Genomic DNA, 16,839 nt, shown 5'->3' on the forward strand with positions numbered 1-16,839 from the left:
TACAAAAAGCTCCATGACCTGAAAAAACGGACCTCGAAAGACCCGTCAGCAAGAAGGTGAATATCGTCGATACGAACATCGAGATAATCTGTGGACTGAGATCCGCACCCCTTGTTGGAATGCATTTAGGCAGGATCGTGGGGAGAGATCAATGGCGTTTTTTCTGCAAAAACGTAGATCGGCCATTGACTCGCAAAGGCCGTTTTGCATCACCGTCAAGGTTCAAAGCAGAATCGCTTATGAATCAATGAGATTCAATTTTGGCGTTTTTTGAGAGCCTGTTTTGGCAAAAAAATAAAAATCTTCTTGACTCAAAACTTGCCCCGACTTCCGTAGAGCAAGCTTCCCATTTTGGAGAAGACCTCCAGCAAGTAATTGTTTTTGCTTAGTTTTTCCTGTCGTTCAGTTGACACGCATTTGTCACGTTACGGGAGGAATGATTAACAGGCGGTTAGAATCAGAAAAAGCCCGGTCAAAGACCAGGCTTTTTGAATAATTATTTGTAATTAGCCGGATTAGGCGGAAAGAGCCTTCACGCGCTGCGCAAGACGCGACACCTTACGGGATGCCGTGTTGCCATGCAGAACGCCCTTCGTAGCGGCGCGCTGGATCTCGGGCTGAGCTGCCTTCAGAGCTTCGGTAGCGACAGCGAGATCACCGGTAGCGATAGCTTCCTCTACCTTGCGGATGAAGCCGCGAACGCGCGAACGGCGAGCCTTGTTGACTGCGGTACGGCGAGCGATCTTGCGGGTCGCCTTTTTCGCCGAAGTTGTATTGGCCATGTATGCCTCTCTTCGAATTCAAACCAAATTCCGCAACCAGAGGATCGGGTCTTTCGAAGACCTCACGTAACCCAAGAATGCGGGAGTAATTTCGGACAAGCCGGATGGCTTTCCTTAACCGTGGGCGGGCATATACCGCTAAAGCTTACGCCCGTCAACGCGCAAAACGCTTAAAAGCGCCGATATTCCGAATCCTTAGCGATTCCGGAAAGCAGGTTTGCGCTTTTCGACGAAGGCCGCCATGCCCTCCTTCTGATCTGCCGTGGCAAAAAGCGACTGAAAGGACCGTCTTTCATATCTCAGACCTTCCGAAAGCGGCACTTCGAAGGAACGATTGACACTTTCCTTGGCCATGAGCACGGAGGCACGCGACAGCGACGCGATGCGGGTGGCGGCCTCCACCGCCTCGTCCATCAGGTTCGCGGCCGGTACGATTCTCGATACGAGACCGGCGCGCTCGGCTTCCGCCGCATCCATCATGCGGCCAGTCAGAACGAGGTCCATCGCCTTTGCCTTACCCACCGCACGCGTCAGCCGCTGGGAGCCGCCCATGCCTGGAATGACACCCAGCGTGATCTCCGGCTGGCCGAACTTTGCCGTATCGGATGCTATTATGAAGTCGCACATCATGGCGAGTTCGCACCCGCCCCCGAGGGCAAAACCGGAAACGGCGGCGATGACGGGTTTGCGGGTGGCCGCAACCTCGTCCCAGCCGCCAAGAAAATCGCCGACATAGGCATCGACGAAATCCAGCCCCTGCATTTCCTTGATATCGGCACCAGCCGCAAATGCCTTCTCAGAGCCGGTGATAACGACCGCACCGATGGAATCGTCCACGGAAAATGAAGACAGGATGTGTCGCAGCTCTTTCAGAAGCACGGAATTGAGTGCGTTTAGCGCCTTTGGACGATTGAGCGTGATGACCCCTACCTCGTCGCGCTTTTCGACCAATATCGTTTCATAATCCACGGCAGTCTCCCCTTCTCCGTCGTTCGTTCATTTCTGGCAGGCGGCGCAATAAAAGGTGGAGCGGCCAGCCTGCACCACCCTTTCAACCGTACCCCTGCAGCCGGGGGTACGGCAAGGCTGCCCCTCCTGATCGTAGACCGAAAAGGAATGCTGGAAATAACCAAGCGTTCCGTCCGTCTGTATGTGGTCGCGCAATGATGAGCCCCCGGCGGCGATGGCATCGGCGATGACATCGCGGATTTTCTCCGTGAGATCGACAAGCTTCGCTGTGGGCTTGCCACCTTTCGTTACCAGCGTTCCGGCGGCACGCAGGGGGGAAAGATGGGCGCGCCACAGCGCCTCGCAGACATAGATATTGCCGAGGCCGGCAATAACCTTCTGGTCCAGCAGCGTGCTTTTCAGCGGTTGGCTTTTACCGTCGAACCGGCTCGCGAGATAATCCGCGCTCAGCGTATTGCCTGTTGGCTCCGGGCCAAGTTCCGCAAAGGCGGGATAAAGATCGAGCTTGCTGCGCTCCACCAGATGCATGAAGCCGAAGCGGCGCGGATCATTATAGATAACGCAGACGCGCTCTTCGCCTTTATCCAGATGAAAGACAACGTGGTCGTGCTTGCCGTCCTTCGAGCGGGGATGGTGGAACACGCCGGGTATGCTGCCTTCTGCATCGGCTTCCGCTTCCACGCGGAAAGAGCCGGACATGCCGAGATGGGACACGATTGTCAGCCCGTCCTCCAGCTCGATCAGAAGATATTTTGCCCGCCTTCCGAGCGAGATGATTGTCTTCCCCTCGATAAGCTCCGCGAAATCCTCTGGAAACGGAAACCGCAGGTCGGGGCGGCCGAGATGGAGCTTGCGAACCCTTGCCCCTTCCATGGCGGGAGCAAGGCCGCGTCTGACGGTTTCGACTTCTGGCAATTCTGGCATCTGGCTTATCCGGCAGTTTTTCGTTAGGACCATGTGGTCTATAAAGTGCACGCGAAATGTCGCGCCCAGGCGATGCGGCAACAGATAGCGTCGCCATGGCGTTTCCGCTATGGTCCGCCACGCAATAAATATGGAGACAGACGATGACCGACGCCCGTACCACCGCCCAAGGCGGCATGGAAACGTCCTATGGCTTCCACAAAGTGGACGAAGGCCAGAAGCAGGGGATGGTCAACGAGGTCTTCCACAAGGTGGCCAAGCGCTACGATATCATGAACGACGTGATGTCGGCCGGCCTGCACCGGCTGTGGAAGGACGCCATGGTGTCCTCGCTTTCGCCGCGCAAGGATCCCTCCTACAAGGTTCTGGACGTGGCTGGTGGTACCGGGGATATTGCCTTCCGGATCATCGAAGCTTCCAACCGTCTGGCGCATGCCACCGTTCTCGATATCAACGGCTCGATGCTTGCCGTCGGCGAAGAGCGCGCGGCGAAAAAGAAGCTTTCGGACAATTTGACCTTCGTGGAGGCCAATGCCGAGGAACTACCTTTTGAGGCGAACAGCTTCGACGCCTATACGATCGCCTTTGGCATTCGCAATGTTCCGCGCATCGACGTTGCGCTGAAGGAAGCGCACCGTGTGCTGAAGCGCGGCGGGCGGCTTCTGGTGCTGGAGTTTTCCGAAGTTGAGATGCCGCTGCTTGATCGCGTCTACGACGCGTGGTCGTTCAATGCCATTCCGCAATTCGGCAAGATGATCACCGGCGACGCCGAACCCTATCAGTATCTGGTCGAATCGATCCGTAAATTCCCCAATCAGGAGGATTTTGCGACGATGATCCGCACCGCCGGCTTCTCCCGCGTGACCTATACCAATTACACCGGCGGCATCGCCGCCCTGCATTCCGGCTGGAAGCTCTAAGACCATGGCCGGCATAGGCAGGAGACAAGCATAAGCATGAGCACTTTGGGCGCATATTTCCGCCTCGCAAGGGTTGGCTGGGTTCTCGTGCGCGAAGGCGTCGTACTGGCCCTGCCGTCCGATGATCTTCCTGCGCCCGCGCAGGTGTTAAAAGCCCTGCTGAAGCCATTCGCCCGTAGCAAGGCGAAAAGAGCGCAGCGTAGCGATCGGCTGGCGGTGGCTGTCGAGCGGCTTGGACCGTCCTATGTGAAGATGGGTCAGTTTCTGGCCACCCGTCCGGATGTGGTGGGCGCGGAGTTCGCAGACGATCTCGCAAGCCTTCAGGACCGCATGGCCTTTTTCCCAGCCGCGGCCGCCAAAGCGAATATCGAGGGATCGCTCGGACGGCCGGTTTCGGAACTCTACAGGGAATTTGGCGACCCGATCGCCGCCGCCTCCATCGCCCAGGTCCATCCGGCGATTGTGGATACGCCAAAGGGGCCACGCAAGGTTGCCGTGAAGGTGATCCGTCCCGGCGTGCGACAACGCTTCCAGAACGATCTCGAGGCGATGTATCTGATCGCCGACCTGCAACAGCGCTTTGTCCGCTCGGCCCGTCGTCTGCGCCCAGTCGAAGTGACGCGCACGCTGGAGCAGACCACCAAGATCGAGATGGATCTGCGGCTTGAGGCCGCCGCCCTTTCCGAGCTTGCGGAAAACACCAGGCAAGATCCCGGTTTTCGTGTTCCCGAAGTCGACTGGGAACGCACCGGTCGTGACGTCGTCACCATGGAGTGGATCGACGGCGTCAAGATGTCGGACATTGAAGGCCTGAAGGCCGCCGGTCACGACCTGAACAAGCTCGCCGACACACTAATTCAGTCCTTCCTGCGGCACACCCTGCGCGACGGTTTTTTCCATGCCGACATGCATCCCGGCAATCTTTTCGTCGATCCGCAGGGCATGATAGTCGCGGTCGATATGGGCATCGCCGGACGGCTCGGGAAAAAGGAGCGGCGGTTTCTCGCTGAAATCCTCTACGGCTTCATCACGCGCGATTACATGCGGGTGGCGGAAGTACATTTCGAGGCCGGTTACGTGCCGGGCCATCACGACATAGCGAGTTTCGCGCAGGCGATCCGCGCCATCGGCGAGCCAATTCACGGCCAGCCGGCCGAGACGATCTCCATGGGCAAGCTCCTGACCCTTCTCTTTGAAGTCACTGAGCTTTTCGACATGGAAACCCGGCCGGAACTCGTGATGCTGCAAAAGACCATGGTGGTGGTGGAAGGCGTGTCGCGTATGCTCAATCCGCGCTTCAACATGTGGAAGGCGGCTGACCCTGTTGTCAGTGGCTGGATAAGGGACAATCTCGGCCCGAAACGTATCGTGACCGATCTGAAAGACGGCGTGAAGGCCGCCCTGAAGCTCGCCGAGGCAGCGCCGGAGATCGCCGCCAAGACGGAGAAGCTGCATTCGGAACTGATGTATATGAGCGAGCATGGCTTGCGCTTCGACGCGCAGACCGCAGAAGCCATCGGCAGGGCAGAAGCGCGCCATACCAGATGGGGGCGGATAGCGCTGTGGGTTATTGCGCTGACGCTTGTCTTTATTGCCATCAAGGTAAGCTGAACATCTCGGCACGTTTTCGTGCCATGTTTGTGTAACGTCTCGAGGTAATAAAGACCTGGCCTTTCCTCGGGTCAGGCAGTTGTGCGGGTAAAGGGCTGCTTTGAAGCTGCGATAGTGCGCGGGTGTTAGGGACGGATGATGCCGGACGGGATTTGATTGTGATGGCTAAAGCGCAGATACTGAAACAGACCCTCTCCTATTCCTCCTGGCCACTCGTCTTTGTTGGCGGCCTCGTGGGGTCATATTTCGCCTTCTCGAGCAGCCATCCGATCGCGGCGTTTCTCAGTGTCTATGCCTGCGCGGTTATCACTCTCTTTCTTCTCGAACGCTATATTCCCTATGAAGTCGAATGGCTCGAAGGGGATGGCGAGACAATGACGAGCATCGGCCACACGCTTTTGACCAAGGGGCTGGTGCAACTTGCCGCCGCAGCATCGGCCATCTTCCCGATGCTGGCCGCGAACGTGCTCCAGCCGCTCGCGGCAATGCGCTTTGACCTGTGGCCATCGCATCTGCCACTGGTGGTGCAGGTCTCGCTTGCGGTAACGATTGCCGAATTCGGTCTCTACTGGGCCCATCGCATCGCGCATGAAACCGTTTTTTTCTGGCGGTTCCATGCCCTGCATCACAGCGTCGTACGGCTATGGGTCGTCAATACCGGGCGGTTCCATGCGGCCGATTCCCTGTTCAAGATCGCGCTCAGCCAGATTCCGCTTTATTTCATGGGTGCGCCGCTGCAGGTGTTCTGGTGGCTGGGTGCTGTGACCGCATTCATCGGTATCTTGACCCATTGCAATGTCGACATGAAAACGGGTGTGCTCGACTATGTCTTCAGCACGCCGCGCCTACATCGTTGGCACCATTCAAAACAGCTTCCGGAAGGCAATACCAATTACGGCGAAAACCTCGTCATCTTCGATATTCTCTTTGGCTCCTACCATAACCCTGACCGACCCTCATCAACTGATATCGGCATCAAGGGTGAGATCGCCAAGGGCTTTTTGCCACAGCTCGTGCAGCCCTTCACCAAAGAAGGCGTCCGCCAGATCATCGGCAAGGACAAAAAGGTCAATTGAAGCGGAAATTATAGGGCGGGTGCGGGATCGATCACGATGCCCAGCTCGCCCCGCAGTTTTTTTGTCAGGCCGGCTGCCACAAGCTCATAGGAGCGGCGCACATAGTGCTCCACTTCTTCCCGTTCGAGCGGAGAATGATCGGCAATCGATATCCATTTGCGTTTGGCAAAATACGGCGCCTGGGCGATCCCTTCGAGCGCAGTGAGGATTTCAAAGCTCTCCTCCGAGCATTTCACCACCAGCCGCCAGTCTTCCCGTTCGCCCAGCACGGCAAAGACCTTGTCGCCCACCTTGGCAACATGCGAATCCCATTGATCGACGAAACGCACGCCCGGCCATTCGCCAAGCATCCTGTCGAATGTCTTGCGATCAAAGATGGTCATGTGAGTTTCTCCGCGACAAAGGCTGCCAGACGTTTTGCCACTTCGGCCTTATCGAGATCCGGCCATGCCTCAACACCCTCAGCCGAAATGATTTTCACGCTGTTGCGGTCTCCACCCATGATTCCGGTTTGCGCCGAGACGTCGTTGGCGACGATGTAATCCGCGCCCTTGCGTTCCAGCTTGGCGCGACCGTTTTTTTCCACGTCCTGCGTTTCGGCAGCGAAGCCCACCACAAGCTTTGGACGGTTTTCATGGTGGCCGACGGTTTTGAGAATATCGGGATTTTCTGTCAGCTGGAGCGCCGGCGGCGCATCACCCGGCTGTTTCTTGATCTTTTGTTCTGATGAACCCGCCACCCGCCAGTCGGCGACGGCGGCAACCATGACGGCGATATCCGACGGCAGCCTTGAGATCACCGCGTCCCGCATTTCTTCGGCGCGCTCGACATGGATTACCGTCACACCGGCGGGATCAGCAATGGTCACCGGCCCGGAAACCAGCGTTACGTCTGCACCGAGTTCCGCGAGAGCCGCTGCAATCGCATGGCCCTGCTTGCCCGATGAACGGTTGGCGATGTAGCGCACGGGATCGATCGGCTCATGCGTAGGGCCGGAGGTCACGATCGCCGTCTTGCCCTTCAGGGGCTTCGTCCCCCCATCCAGCAGCGCTTCAACGGCTTGGACGATCTGTAAAGGCTCCGCCATTCGGCCGAGACCAGCCTCCCCCTTCTCAGCCATCTCGCCGGCCATTGGTCCGACGAAAAACACACCGTCTTTCTTCAGCGTATCGACATTGCGTATTGTTGGCTTTGCCGACCACATTTTTGGGTTCATCGCCGGCGCAACCAGCACCTTGCGGTCGGTCGCAAGAAGGACCGCCGAAGCTAGATCATCGGCCAAACCATGTGCCATCTTCGCCATGAGATCGGCGGTGGCGGGCGCCACCAGCACGAGATCGCAATCGCGCGCCAGCCTGATATGGCCAACATCCTGCTCGTCCTGCCGTGAAAAAAGCTCCGTGAAAACATGGGTGGCAGACAATGCACCAACGGCGAGCGGGGTGATAAATTCCTGCGCGCCTTTCGTCATGACAGGCGTAACCTTTGCGCCGCGCTCTTTCAGACGGCGGATGAGGTCGAGGCTCTTATAGGCCGCGATGCCGCCTGATATGATGAGGAGAATATGTTTGTCTGAAAGCGCCATACTGCCGGACCAGTTTCCCGTTCACCGGGAAACTAGAGCATTTTCAGTGAAAACGTAATCACCTTCAATGCTCTAGCTCTTTGTTTTTCCACATTTCTGGACGGAAAGACGCTTGCGCATTTTTCCTGAAATGCTCGGCCCTTCGCATACAAAGTGCAACCCGGCCGATATCACGCCGCCTTGGCGACGTGATATTCCTTGATCGCAACCATCTTGATAGCGGGGAAACGCTCGGATTCATAACGCAGCGAAAAGGCATCCTGCGCCAGAAATACCGGATCGCCATCCAGGTCGCGGGCGATATCGCCACGCTTGACGTTGAGGAACTTGTCCATTTCTGCCGGCTGATCGGACGAAATCCAGCGGCAGACCGAGAAGCGCGACATTTCGAAGGAAACCGGCAGGCCATATTCGCCCATCAGCCGTTCCTTCAACACGTCAAGCTGCAGCGCACCGACGACGCCGACGATGGCTGGCGAGCCGTCTTCCGGCGAAAAGAGCTGCACGACGCCCTCTTCCGCCATTTGCTGCAAGGCTTCCTTCAGCTTCTTCGCCTTCATCGCATCTTCCAGACGCACACGGCGCAGGATTTCCGGCGAGAAGTTTGGCACACCCTGGAACACGAGGTTTTCACCCTCGGTCAGCGTATCGCCGATGCGGAGCGTGCCGTGGTTCGGAATGCCGACCACATCACCTGCAAAGGCTGTGTCGGCCAGCTGGCGTTGCGAGGCGAAGAAGAATTGCGGCGCGGTGAGTCCCATCTGCTTGCCGGTGCGTGACAGGCGCGCCTTCATGCCGCGCTCCAGCTTGCCGGAGCAGATGCGGGCAAAGGCGATACGGTCGCGGTGGTTCGGGTCCATATTGGCCTGAATCTTGAAGACGAAGGCAGTCATTTTGTCTTCGGCCGCATGCACGGTGCGGGTATCCGCCACCTGATCGCGCGGCGGCGGTGCGAAATCGCCGAGCGCATTGATAAGGTCACGCACACCGAAATTGCGCAGCGCCGAACCGAAGAAGACCGGCGTCATATGGCCTTCGAGGAAAGCCTGCCGATCGAAGGGACGGCAGGCTTCCATCGCCAGTTCCGTTTCTTCGATGAAAGCATCGCGCTCATTTTCCGGCAGTCGATCCGCCACCGCCTGCGGACCGTTAACCTTCATGGCCTCCACCTGCGTGTCGACGCCGCGGAACGTGCTGTCGGCAAGATGATAGGCGCCGCAGAAGGTTTTGGCGCGGCCCACCGGCCATGTGATCGGCGCCGTATCGAGCGCCAGCTTCTCCTCCACCTCGTCCAGTATCTCGAAGGGGTCGCGGCTTTCGCGGTCCATCTTGTTGATGAAGGTGATGATCGGAATATCGCGCATGCGGCAGACTTCGAACAGCTTCAGCGTGCGCGGCTCGATACCCTTGGCGGCGTCGATGACCATGATCGCCGCATCCACGGCCGTCAGCGTACGATAGGTATCGTCAGCGAAATCTTCGTGGCCGGGCGTATCGAGGATGTTGAAGACGCGGTCGTTATATTCGAAAGTCATGACCGAGGTGACGACCGAAATGCCGCGCTCGCGCTCGATCTTCATCCAGTCCGAACGGGTCTGGATGCGGTCCTTTTTCGCCTTCACCTCACCGGCAAGCTGGATCGCTCCGCCGAACAGCAGCAGCTTTTCGGTGAGCGTGGTTTTACCCGCGTCCGGGTGCGCGATAATAGCAAAGGTGCGGCGGCGGGAGACCGCCTCGGCAAGTGTTTCGGCCATCTGACAAATCCTGTGGAATTGCGGGGTATCTAGCGTTTCAGGCCCGGTTTTGCAATTGACCTTGCCGCGATCTCGGCAAACTAATGCCGCATGACCGTTCAAAACAACAATCTGCCTCCTCTTCGTCTTGCCCGCCTCGCCCACGGCGCGGGCCTTGAACTCCCCTCTTACGAGACCGGTGGCGCCGCCGGCATGGACCTGCGTGCAGCTGTGTCCGTGGGTGAGCCGTTGACCCTGAAACCCGGTGAACGGGCGCTGGTGCCGACCGGCTTCGTGTTCGAAGTTCCCGCCGGATATGAGGCGCAAATCCGCCCCCGCTCCGGCCTTGCCATCAAGAACGGCATCACCTGCCTTAATTCCCCGGGCACGGTGGACAGCGATTATCGCGGCGAGGTGAAAGTCATCCTCGCCAATCTCGGTCAGGACGATTTCGTCGTCGAGCGCGGCATGCGCATTGCGCAGATGGTCATCGCGCCCGTGACGCAGGTGACTGTTGTCGAAGTGATGGAAACTTCGCAGACGGCGCGTGGCGTCGGCGGTTTCGGCTCTACCGGCGTTTAGCGACACCCCTGGTGCAGAGGAGCGGACTGATTGTCTTTGCCCGGCATTTTCGCTATGGATCTGGCGGATTTTCAGGGAACACGATCATGACGCTGACCACCCTATTCGCTTATGCCACCGCCCTCTTCATCGCTGCCGCCATTCCCGGCCCCGGCATGACGGCAATCGTGGCGCGGGCGCTGGGTTCGGGCTTTCGGGAAACCTTTTTTATGGGTCTCGGGCTGGTGCTTGGCGACATGATCTATCTGACCGCTGTGATCCTGGGGCTGGCCTTCGTCGCGCAGACCTTTCAGGAGGCCTTCATGGTCCTGAAATTTGCAGGTGCGGCCTATCTTCTCTATATCGCCTGGAAGCTCTGGACCGCCGGTCTCTTGCCGCAGGACCTGAAGGCGAAGAAGAGCACGAGCATGTCCATGTCCTTCCTGTCCGGCCTGCTGATCACCCTCGGCAATCCAAAAACCATGCTTTTTTATGTGGCGCTGGTGCCGACGCTGATCGACATCCGCGTGATCGGCCCTTCGGAATATGCGACGCTTCTTGCCATCACCTTTGTCGTGCTGATGGCGGTTCTCCTGCCTTACATCCTGCTTGCGGCCAAAGCGCGCAACCTCCTGAAAAGACCGAGCGCCCTGACAATTCTCAACCGCACCGCGGCGGGTATTCTGGCTGGAACAGCGACGATGATCGCCATCCGCAGCACGTAAAACAAATTCGTGCATTTCCGCGATCTGGCGTGAAATTATTCCCGCAATTCACGGATATTAGGACGAACGTTCGCTAGCTTGCGGAGATAATTGCTCCTATTCTGCCGCTCAAATCTTGCGGTCTTTACACAGGAGAGCATCATGCCGGAAGCCAGAAAGCCCGGACGCGGACGCGTCTATTCCTCGATTACGGAAACAATCGGCGATACACCGATCGTGCGGCTCGACAAGCTGGCGAAGGAAAAAGGCGTGAAGGCCAATCTTCTTGCCAAGCTCGAATTTTTCAATCCCATCGCTTCGGTGAAGGACCGCATCGGCGTTGCCATGATTGAAGCTCTGGAAGCCCAGGGCAAGATTACGCCCGGAAAGACGACGCTGGTGGAACCGACCTCCGGTAATACGGGGATTGCGCTCGCCTTCGCTGCCGCCGCGAAAGGCTACAAGCTGATCCTGACCATGCCTGAAACCATGTCGGTCGAGCGTCGGAAAATGCTGGCTCTCCTGGGCGCGGAACTGGTGCTGACCGAAGGCCCGAAGGGCATGAAGGGCGCCATCGCCAAAGCGCAGGAACTGGCAGAAACCCTGCCTGACGCCATCATTCCGCAGCAGTTTGAAAACCCCGCCAATCCGGAGATCCACCGCAAGACGACGGCTGAAGAAATCTGGAACGACACCGAAGGCACGGTTGATATTCTGGTCTCGGGTATCGGCACCGGCGGCACGATCACCGGCACGGGTCAGGTTCTGAAATCCCACAAGCCCGAGGTGAAGGTGATTGCGGTGGAGCCCGCCGACAGCCCCGTTCTTTCCGGTGGCAACCCCGGCCCCCACAAAATTCAGGGCATCGGCGCCGGTTTTGCCCCCGCCATTCTCGACACCGGCATTTATGACGAGATCGTCACCGTCACCAATGATGAGGCTTTCGAAACCGCACGTCTGGCGGCGAGGCTGGAAGGCGTGCCCGTTGGCATCTCCTCGGGTGCGGCGCTGGCGGCGGCAATCAAGGTCGGTGCGCGTGAGGAAAATGCCGGCAAGAACATTGTCATCATCATTCCCTCCTTCGCGGAACGTTATCTTTCGACAGCACTTTTCGAAGGGCTTGGGCTCTAGCCCGTTCTCGGCACCCAGTTGCGGAAGAGCGAATATTTGACGTGCCGCCGGTTTGCCGGCGGCACTTCTGTTTCAAGGCCCCCTCATTCGGCCCATCACCTACCGAGCTGTCCAAACAGCATTTTTACCCGTCATTCCCGGAACCACCTGATTGACCGGCAGGCATAAGCGTCCTTCCCAGACAAAGTGCCCGTAGCTGGTTTTACGCCGCGGCGGTTAGCCTTTCGCCGGCGATACGATAGGACACTGCTTCGGCAATATGGATACGCCCAACCGTTTGTCTGCCATCCAGATCCGCCAGGGTGCGGGCCACCTTGAGAATGCGATGGTAACCGCGCGCGGAAAACTTCATGCGCTCCGCCGCATCACGGAGCAATTGCAGCCCGGACTGGTCCGGTTCGGCGTATTTTTCGATCATTGCTGTCGTGCAGCGGGCGTTGGTGCGGATGGCAGGGAAGCCCGCTGCCGCATAACGTTCCTGCTGGGCAAGGCGCGCTTCGGCGACGCGCGCCGCAACCACGGCGCTCGGTTCGGCCGTCACGGGCCGAATGAGATCGGCGGCGGAAACGGCGGGAACGTCGATACGAATGTCGATGCGATCGAGCAGCGGGCCGGAAATGCGAGCCTGATAGTCTGCCACACAACGTGGGCCTCTGGCACAGGTAAAACCCGGCTCTCCCGCCATACCGCAACGGCAGGGATTCATTGCCGCGACAAGCTGGATTTGCGCGGGATAGCTGACACGGTGATTGGCACGCGCAATAATGCATTCGCCGGTTTCGAGCGGCTGACGCAGGGCATCCAGCACCTGCGGCGAAAATTCCGGGAATTCATCCAGAAAAAGAACGCCATGGTGAGCAAGCGAAGCCTCGCCCGGTTTGGCCCGCAGCCCGCCGCCGATCAGGGCCGCCATGGTGGCGGAATGATGCGGCGTGCGGAAGGGCCTGCGATCCGAAAGCTTGCCACCCGACAATTGGCCGGCAATGGAATGGACCATGGACACTTCCAGCAGTTCTGCCGCCTCCAGCGGCGGCAGGATCGAAGGCAAGCGGGCGGCGAGCATGGATTTTCCCGAGCCGGGCGGGCCGACCATCAGCAGATTATGGCCGCCGGCGGCTGCCACCTCCAGCGCCCGCCGGGCGCTCTCCTGCCCCTTTATGTCAGCTAAATCAGGCAGATTGACCGGATTGGCGCGAATGGCGGGCGTCGGGCGCGAGAGGATCTGCGTGCCACGAAAGTGATTAGCGAGCGCAATCAGGCTGCGCGGGGCGAGAATATCGATCCCGGCTCCGGCCCATGCCGCCTCCGGGCCGCTATCAGCCGGGCAAATCAGTCCCTTGCCAAGCGCATTGGCCCCGATCGCGGCCGGAAGCGCGCCCGCAACCAAGCCGATAGTACCATCGAGATTGAGTTCGCCAAGGACCACGTAACGCCCCAGCGCTTCGGCCGGTATGGCTCCCAGGGCGGCCATGAGGCCAAGGGCAATGGGAAGATCGAAATGCGATCCTTCCTTTGGCAGATCGGCAGGGGCAAGATTGACCGTGACCTTCTTTGCCGGCAGCGCCAAGCCTGAGGCATGTAATGCCGCCTGCACGCGCTCCCGGCTTTCGGCGACGGCTTTATCCGGCAGACCGACAATCTGGATGCCGACCCTTCCCGGTGCGACCATGACCTGCACCTCGACAGGCACACCCTCTATGCCCTGAAATGCCACCGTATTGACCCGTGCCACCATGGCCTGCCCCCGCAAACCGTCGCGCTTTCAGAGCCTTATGCCCCATCCACGACCCTTGCCAAGCAACGTGCCACAGGTCAAAGAATAAAACAAGAACATCCAGCGAACAATTTATCGCATCCGCTGTATTTTAGTTGTATCGAGTTGTATATCCGGAACAAACCGAGAGCGATTTATGTCTTATCAAAAATCCTGAGCTTCGCGCTTTTTCTCGATGGCGTCCCACAGCAGGCTCGCCACATCGGCGCCGCCGAATTTCCGCACCTCTCGAATGCCGGTCGGCGAGGTGACGTTGATTTCGGTGAGGTAATCGCCAATGACATCAATTCCAACGAACAGGAAACCACGCTCGCGCAGGGCGGGGCCGATACGGCGGCAGATTTCCTTTTCGCGCGCGGTCAGTTCCGTAGGCTCAGGCCGGCCGCCAGCGTGCATGTTGGAACGGGCGTCGTTTTCCGCTGGAACGCGGTTGATCGCACCCACCGGCTCTCCATCCACCAGCAGGATGCGTTTATCGCCCTTGCGGACGTCGGGCAGATATTCCTGAGCAATGTAAGGTTCGCGGAACATCTGACCGAACATTTCCAGCAGCGAGGAGAAATTGCGGTCGTCCCGCGCTGAATGGAAGACGCCCGCACCGCCGTTGCCATAAAGCGGCTTGAGAATGATATCGCCCATTTCGTTGCGGAAGCGCGCGATTTCCGCGACATCCTTCGTGATCAGCGTCTTCGGCATGAGATCCGCGAATTCGGTGACGAAGATCTTCTCCGGCGAATTGCGCACCCAGGCGGGATCATTGACCACCAGGGTCCTCGGATGAATGCGCTCCAGCAGATGGGTGGAGGTGATATAGGCCATGTCGAATGGTGGATCCTGACGCAGATGGATGACATCCATCGTGGACAGATCAACGCGCTCCGGTTCGGAAAGCGAGAAATGGTCACCCTTGATGTCGCGCAGCTCCATCTGCTCGACGGTCGCGTAAATCTTGCCATCGCGCATGGAAAGGCGGTCGGGCGTGTAATGGAACAGCCGATATCCACGCGCCTGCGCTTCAAGGCTCATGGCGAAGGTGGAATCACCGCCGATGTTGATGCCGGAGACATGATCCATCTGGATCGCGACGTTCTTGATCTTCGCCATGCGCATGTTCCTCTCGCAGCATACGGACGCCTGCGATCCGCTATGCCGTGTCTCATCTTTCAAGCGTTCCGGCAGGACCGGAAGAGACCCGGAAATGCTTCAGAAAACTCGAAAGATGTAGGGCAGCGACCATTCAAACGCAACTGCTGCGAGCCGTGGTTTCTGTGAGTTTTATTGAACCTTCATAATTCCCACGGCGAAGGCACACCCGCGCCCGCCAACGGCATGGGCGACGGCTCAGGCTGCCAGCTTGTAGGAGCGACCGGCGAACAGCTTGTTCTTGACGCGATAGGCAAATGCCAGCGCCGTGGGGAACGGACGACGCATGAAGGCAACCTTGCGCACATAATGATCAACACGCCAGGTGGCCCATGTTCCGGCCCTGAAATAAGCGACGTCACCGACCCGCAGGATGCTGACCGAGCCGTCCTCGGCCGTCACATGCACCTCGCCTTCCAGAATATAGACGGTCTCATCCCAGCCGAAGAACCAGCGGAATTCGCCTGCAGTGCAATCCCACATGGCAGTGCTTGAGGCACGGTCGCCGCTTCGGGAATGATCCGCAGCACGTGCCTGCGGGTTGCCGGTAATGATCCATTCAGGATTGATAGGCGCCGGCTGAAGCCGCAGATCGGTGCAGGATGCGCTGACCACGGCATCGTCTTTTTTCCGACGTAGATAGGCCGGCAATATCGGCACCGTACGGATAGCCATGGTTGCGGCCGCCGCGAACATCATTTTGAACGACATATGAGAAAACCCCCGTGAAATATTGGAGGCCTTTTATCATCGGGATCGTAACAAACCAGTTTTGACAATCGGCGCAATTTTAGCCATCGCGCCGATTTCAGGTGACGAACTCAGGCCGTCGCCAGTTGAGCGTCCTGCGCCATCGTTTGTTCCGCTCTGCTGGCGATACGCTTGCCAGTTTCGCTGGAGAAGAAGTGCAGTTTTTCCGGAGCAATCGTCACCGAAAGCGCGGACGGAACCTCGACGTCAGGCGGAAAGGCCACGGTCAGGCTCTGATCGCCGATCATGCCGTGTATAAGACGTTGCGAACCCAGCTCCTCAATATAATCCACGCGAAGTGCGAAACTCTGGGCGTCAGCAGCAGCGAGACGAAAATCTTCCGCCCGCATTCCAACAGTCACCGGGCCGGACGTGGGGGCGAAGCCATTGAGCGCAAACAGCGACGGCCCGATGGCAAGGCTATCGCCGTGCAATTCGGCGCTGAGAAGATTCATGGCCGGAGAGCCGATGAAACTCGCGACGAAGGTTGAGGCAGGCGTGTGATAGACATCCAGCGGCGCACCGATCTGCTCGATACGGCCGCCATTCAGCACGACGAGACGGTCGGCCAGCGTCATGGCTTCCAACTGGTCATGGGTAACGTAGATCGATGTCGTGCCGAGACGTTTTTGCAGCCGCTTGATTTCGCCGCGCATGGAAACACGCAACTTGGCATCGAGATTGGACAGGGGTTCGTCGAACAGAAAGGCAGCAGGCTTGCGAACGATCGCACGCCCCATGGCGACGCGCTGACGCTGACCACCGGAAAGGGCGCGTGGCTTGCGGTCCAGATAGGGTTCGAGTTGCAGCATACGCGCCGCTTCAGCCACACGGGCGTCAATTTCCGCCTTGGGTGTCCTGCGGTTCTTCAGCCCGTACTCCAGGTTCTCGCGTACCGACATGTGCGGGTAAAGCGCGTAGTTCTGGAAGACCATGGCGATATCGCGGTCGGCCGGATCGGTCTGGTTGACCACCCGGTCGCCGATCTTCACCGTGCCTTCTGAAATATCCTCAAGCCCGGCGACCATACGCAAAAGCGTGGACTTGCCGCAGCCGGAGGGACCGACGAGAACGATGAACTCGCCGTCCTTGATGTCGATATCGACGTGATGCACGGCGCGCACGCCGCCATGATAATCCTTGCAGACCTGACTGATTTCTATCGCGGCCATTTCG

Annotated in this window: 16 protein-coding genes; 6 read left to right on the forward strand and 10 right to left on the reverse strand. The window is 58.6% G+C overall.

Features of this window, described 5'->3' with window-relative positions; all coding sequences use genetic code 11:
• Nucleotides 1–515: 515 nt before the first annotated feature.
• From rpsT to mutM, 3 genes are all read right to left on the reverse strand, one after another.
• Nucleotides 516–782: a 30S ribosomal protein S20 gene (gene rpsT, locus WA845_RS03715; protein WP_004439523.1), complete on the reverse strand. Its 267-nt coding sequence runs from the start codon at nt 780–782 to the stop codon at nt 516–518.
• 195 nt (nt 783–977) lie between these two features.
• Entirely contained in the window at nt 978–1,751 is a 774-nt protein-coding gene (locus tag WA845_RS03720) for an enoyl-CoA hydratase (protein ID WP_004439522.1), read from the reverse strand.
• 27 nt (nt 1,752–1,778) lie between these two features.
• Entirely contained in the window at nt 1,779–2,675 is an 897-nt protein-coding gene (mutM, locus tag WA845_RS03725; RefSeq protein ID WP_112555975.1) for a bifunctional DNA-formamidopyrimidine glycosylase/DNA-(apurinic or apyrimidinic site) lyase, read from the reverse strand.
• A 143-nt stretch (nt 2,676–2,818) separates the two neighbouring features.
• On the opposite strand from mutM, the gene ubiE reads away from it, so the two are divergent.
• From ubiE to WA845_RS03740, 3 genes are all read left to right on the forward strand, one after another.
• Nucleotides 2,819–3,595: a bifunctional demethylmenaquinone methyltransferase/2-methoxy-6-polyprenyl-1,4-benzoquinol methylase UbiE gene (gene ubiE / locus WA845_RS03730; protein ID WP_006699685.1), complete on the forward strand. Its 777-nt coding sequence runs from the start codon at nt 2,819–2,821 to the stop codon at nt 3,593–3,595.
• 36 nt (nt 3,596–3,631) lie between these two features.
• Nucleotides 3,632–5,206: a 2-polyprenylphenol 6-hydroxylase gene (gene ubiB, locus WA845_RS03735; protein WP_004439518.1), complete on the forward strand. Its 1,575-nt coding sequence runs from the start codon at nt 3,632–3,634 to the stop codon at nt 5,204–5,206.
• Nucleotides 5,207–5,367: 161 nt separating this feature from the next.
• Nucleotides 5,368–6,282 carry a sterol desaturase family protein gene (locus WA845_RS03740; protein ID WP_112555977.1) on the forward strand — a complete coding sequence of 305 codons (915 nt, stop codon included), beginning with the start codon at nt 5,368–5,370 and terminating at the stop codon, nt 6,280–6,282.
• Nucleotides 6,283–6,290: 8 nt separating this feature from the next.
• On the opposite strand, the gene WA845_RS03745 is transcribed toward WA845_RS03740, so the two are convergent.
• The 3 genes from WA845_RS03745 to WA845_RS03755 form a co-directional block, all read right to left on the reverse strand.
• Nucleotides 6,291–6,665, reverse strand: coding sequence for an MmcQ/YjbR family DNA-binding protein (locus WA845_RS03745; protein ID WP_004439515.1), 375 nt, complete (start codon nt 6,663–6,665; stop codon nt 6,291–6,293).
• Nucleotides 6,662–7,867, reverse strand: coding sequence for a bifunctional phosphopantothenoylcysteine decarboxylase/phosphopantothenate--cysteine ligase CoaBC (gene coaBC, locus WA845_RS03750; protein ID WP_107339943.1), 1,206 nt, complete (start codon nt 7,865–7,867; stop codon nt 6,662–6,664). Before coaBC ends, WA845_RS03745 begins: the two co-directional genes overlap by 4 nt.
• Nucleotides 7,868–8,037: 170 nt before the next feature.
• Nucleotides 8,038–9,621: a peptide chain release factor 3 gene (locus tag WA845_RS03755; RefSeq protein ID WP_022555492.1), complete on the reverse strand. Its 1,584-nt coding sequence runs from the start codon at nt 9,619–9,621 to the stop codon at nt 8,038–8,040.
• 90 nt (nt 9,622–9,711) lie between these two features.
• Here WA845_RS03755 and dut point away from each other — a divergent pair, with 90 nt between their 5' ends.
• The 3 genes from dut (at nt 9,712) to cysK (ending at nt 11,996) form a co-directional block, all read left to right on the forward strand.
• On the forward strand, nt 9,712–10,182 hold the full coding sequence (dut, locus tag WA845_RS03760) for a dUTP diphosphatase (protein ID WP_004439510.1): 471 nt from the start codon (nt 9,712–9,714) through the stop codon (nt 10,180–10,182).
• 86 nt (nt 10,183–10,268) lie between these two features.
• Nucleotides 10,269–10,886 carry a LysE family translocator gene (locus tag WA845_RS03765; RefSeq protein ID WP_112555979.1) on the forward strand — a complete coding sequence of 206 codons (618 nt, stop codon included), beginning with the start codon at nt 10,269–10,271 and terminating at the stop codon, nt 10,884–10,886.
• Nucleotides 10,887–11,027: 141 nt separating this feature from the next.
• Complete coding sequence (gene cysK / locus WA845_RS03770; RefSeq protein WP_112555981.1) at nt 11,028–11,996, forward strand: cysteine synthase A; 969 nt, start codon at nt 11,028–11,030, stop codon at nt 11,994–11,996.
• Nucleotides 11,997–12,198: 202 nt separating this feature from the next.
• On the opposite strand, the gene WA845_RS03775 is transcribed toward cysK, so the two are convergent.
• The 4 genes from WA845_RS03775 to WA845_RS03790 form a co-directional block, all read right to left on the reverse strand.
• Nucleotides 12,199–13,731: a YifB family Mg chelatase-like AAA ATPase gene (locus WA845_RS03775; RefSeq protein ID WP_112555983.1), complete on the reverse strand. Its 1,533-nt coding sequence runs from the start codon at nt 13,729–13,731 to the stop codon at nt 12,199–12,201.
• A gap of 183 nt (nt 13,732–13,914) precedes the next feature.
• Entirely contained in the window at nt 13,915–14,874 is a 960-nt protein-coding gene (gshB, locus tag WA845_RS03780; protein ID WP_022555488.1) for a glutathione synthase, read from the reverse strand.
• Between the two features lie 237 nt (nt 14,875–15,111).
• A complete protein-coding gene (locus WA845_RS03785) occupies nt 15,112–15,624 on the reverse strand; it encodes a cupin domain-containing protein (protein ID WP_037089417.1) in 513 nt (170 codons plus the stop codon).
• A gap of 110 nt (nt 15,625–15,734) precedes the next feature.
• On the reverse strand, nt 15,735–16,835 hold the full coding sequence (locus WA845_RS03790; RefSeq protein ID WP_060942488.1) for a sn-glycerol-3-phosphate import ATP-binding protein UgpC: 1,101 nt from the start codon (nt 16,833–16,835) through the stop codon (nt 15,735–15,737).
• Nucleotides 16,836–16,839 lie beyond the last annotated feature (4 nt).

Source organism: Agrobacterium sp. CMT1 (assembly GCF_037203725.1).
Classification (GTDB): domain Bacteria; phylum Pseudomonadota; class Alphaproteobacteria; order Rhizobiales; family Rhizobiaceae; genus Agrobacterium; species Agrobacterium pusense.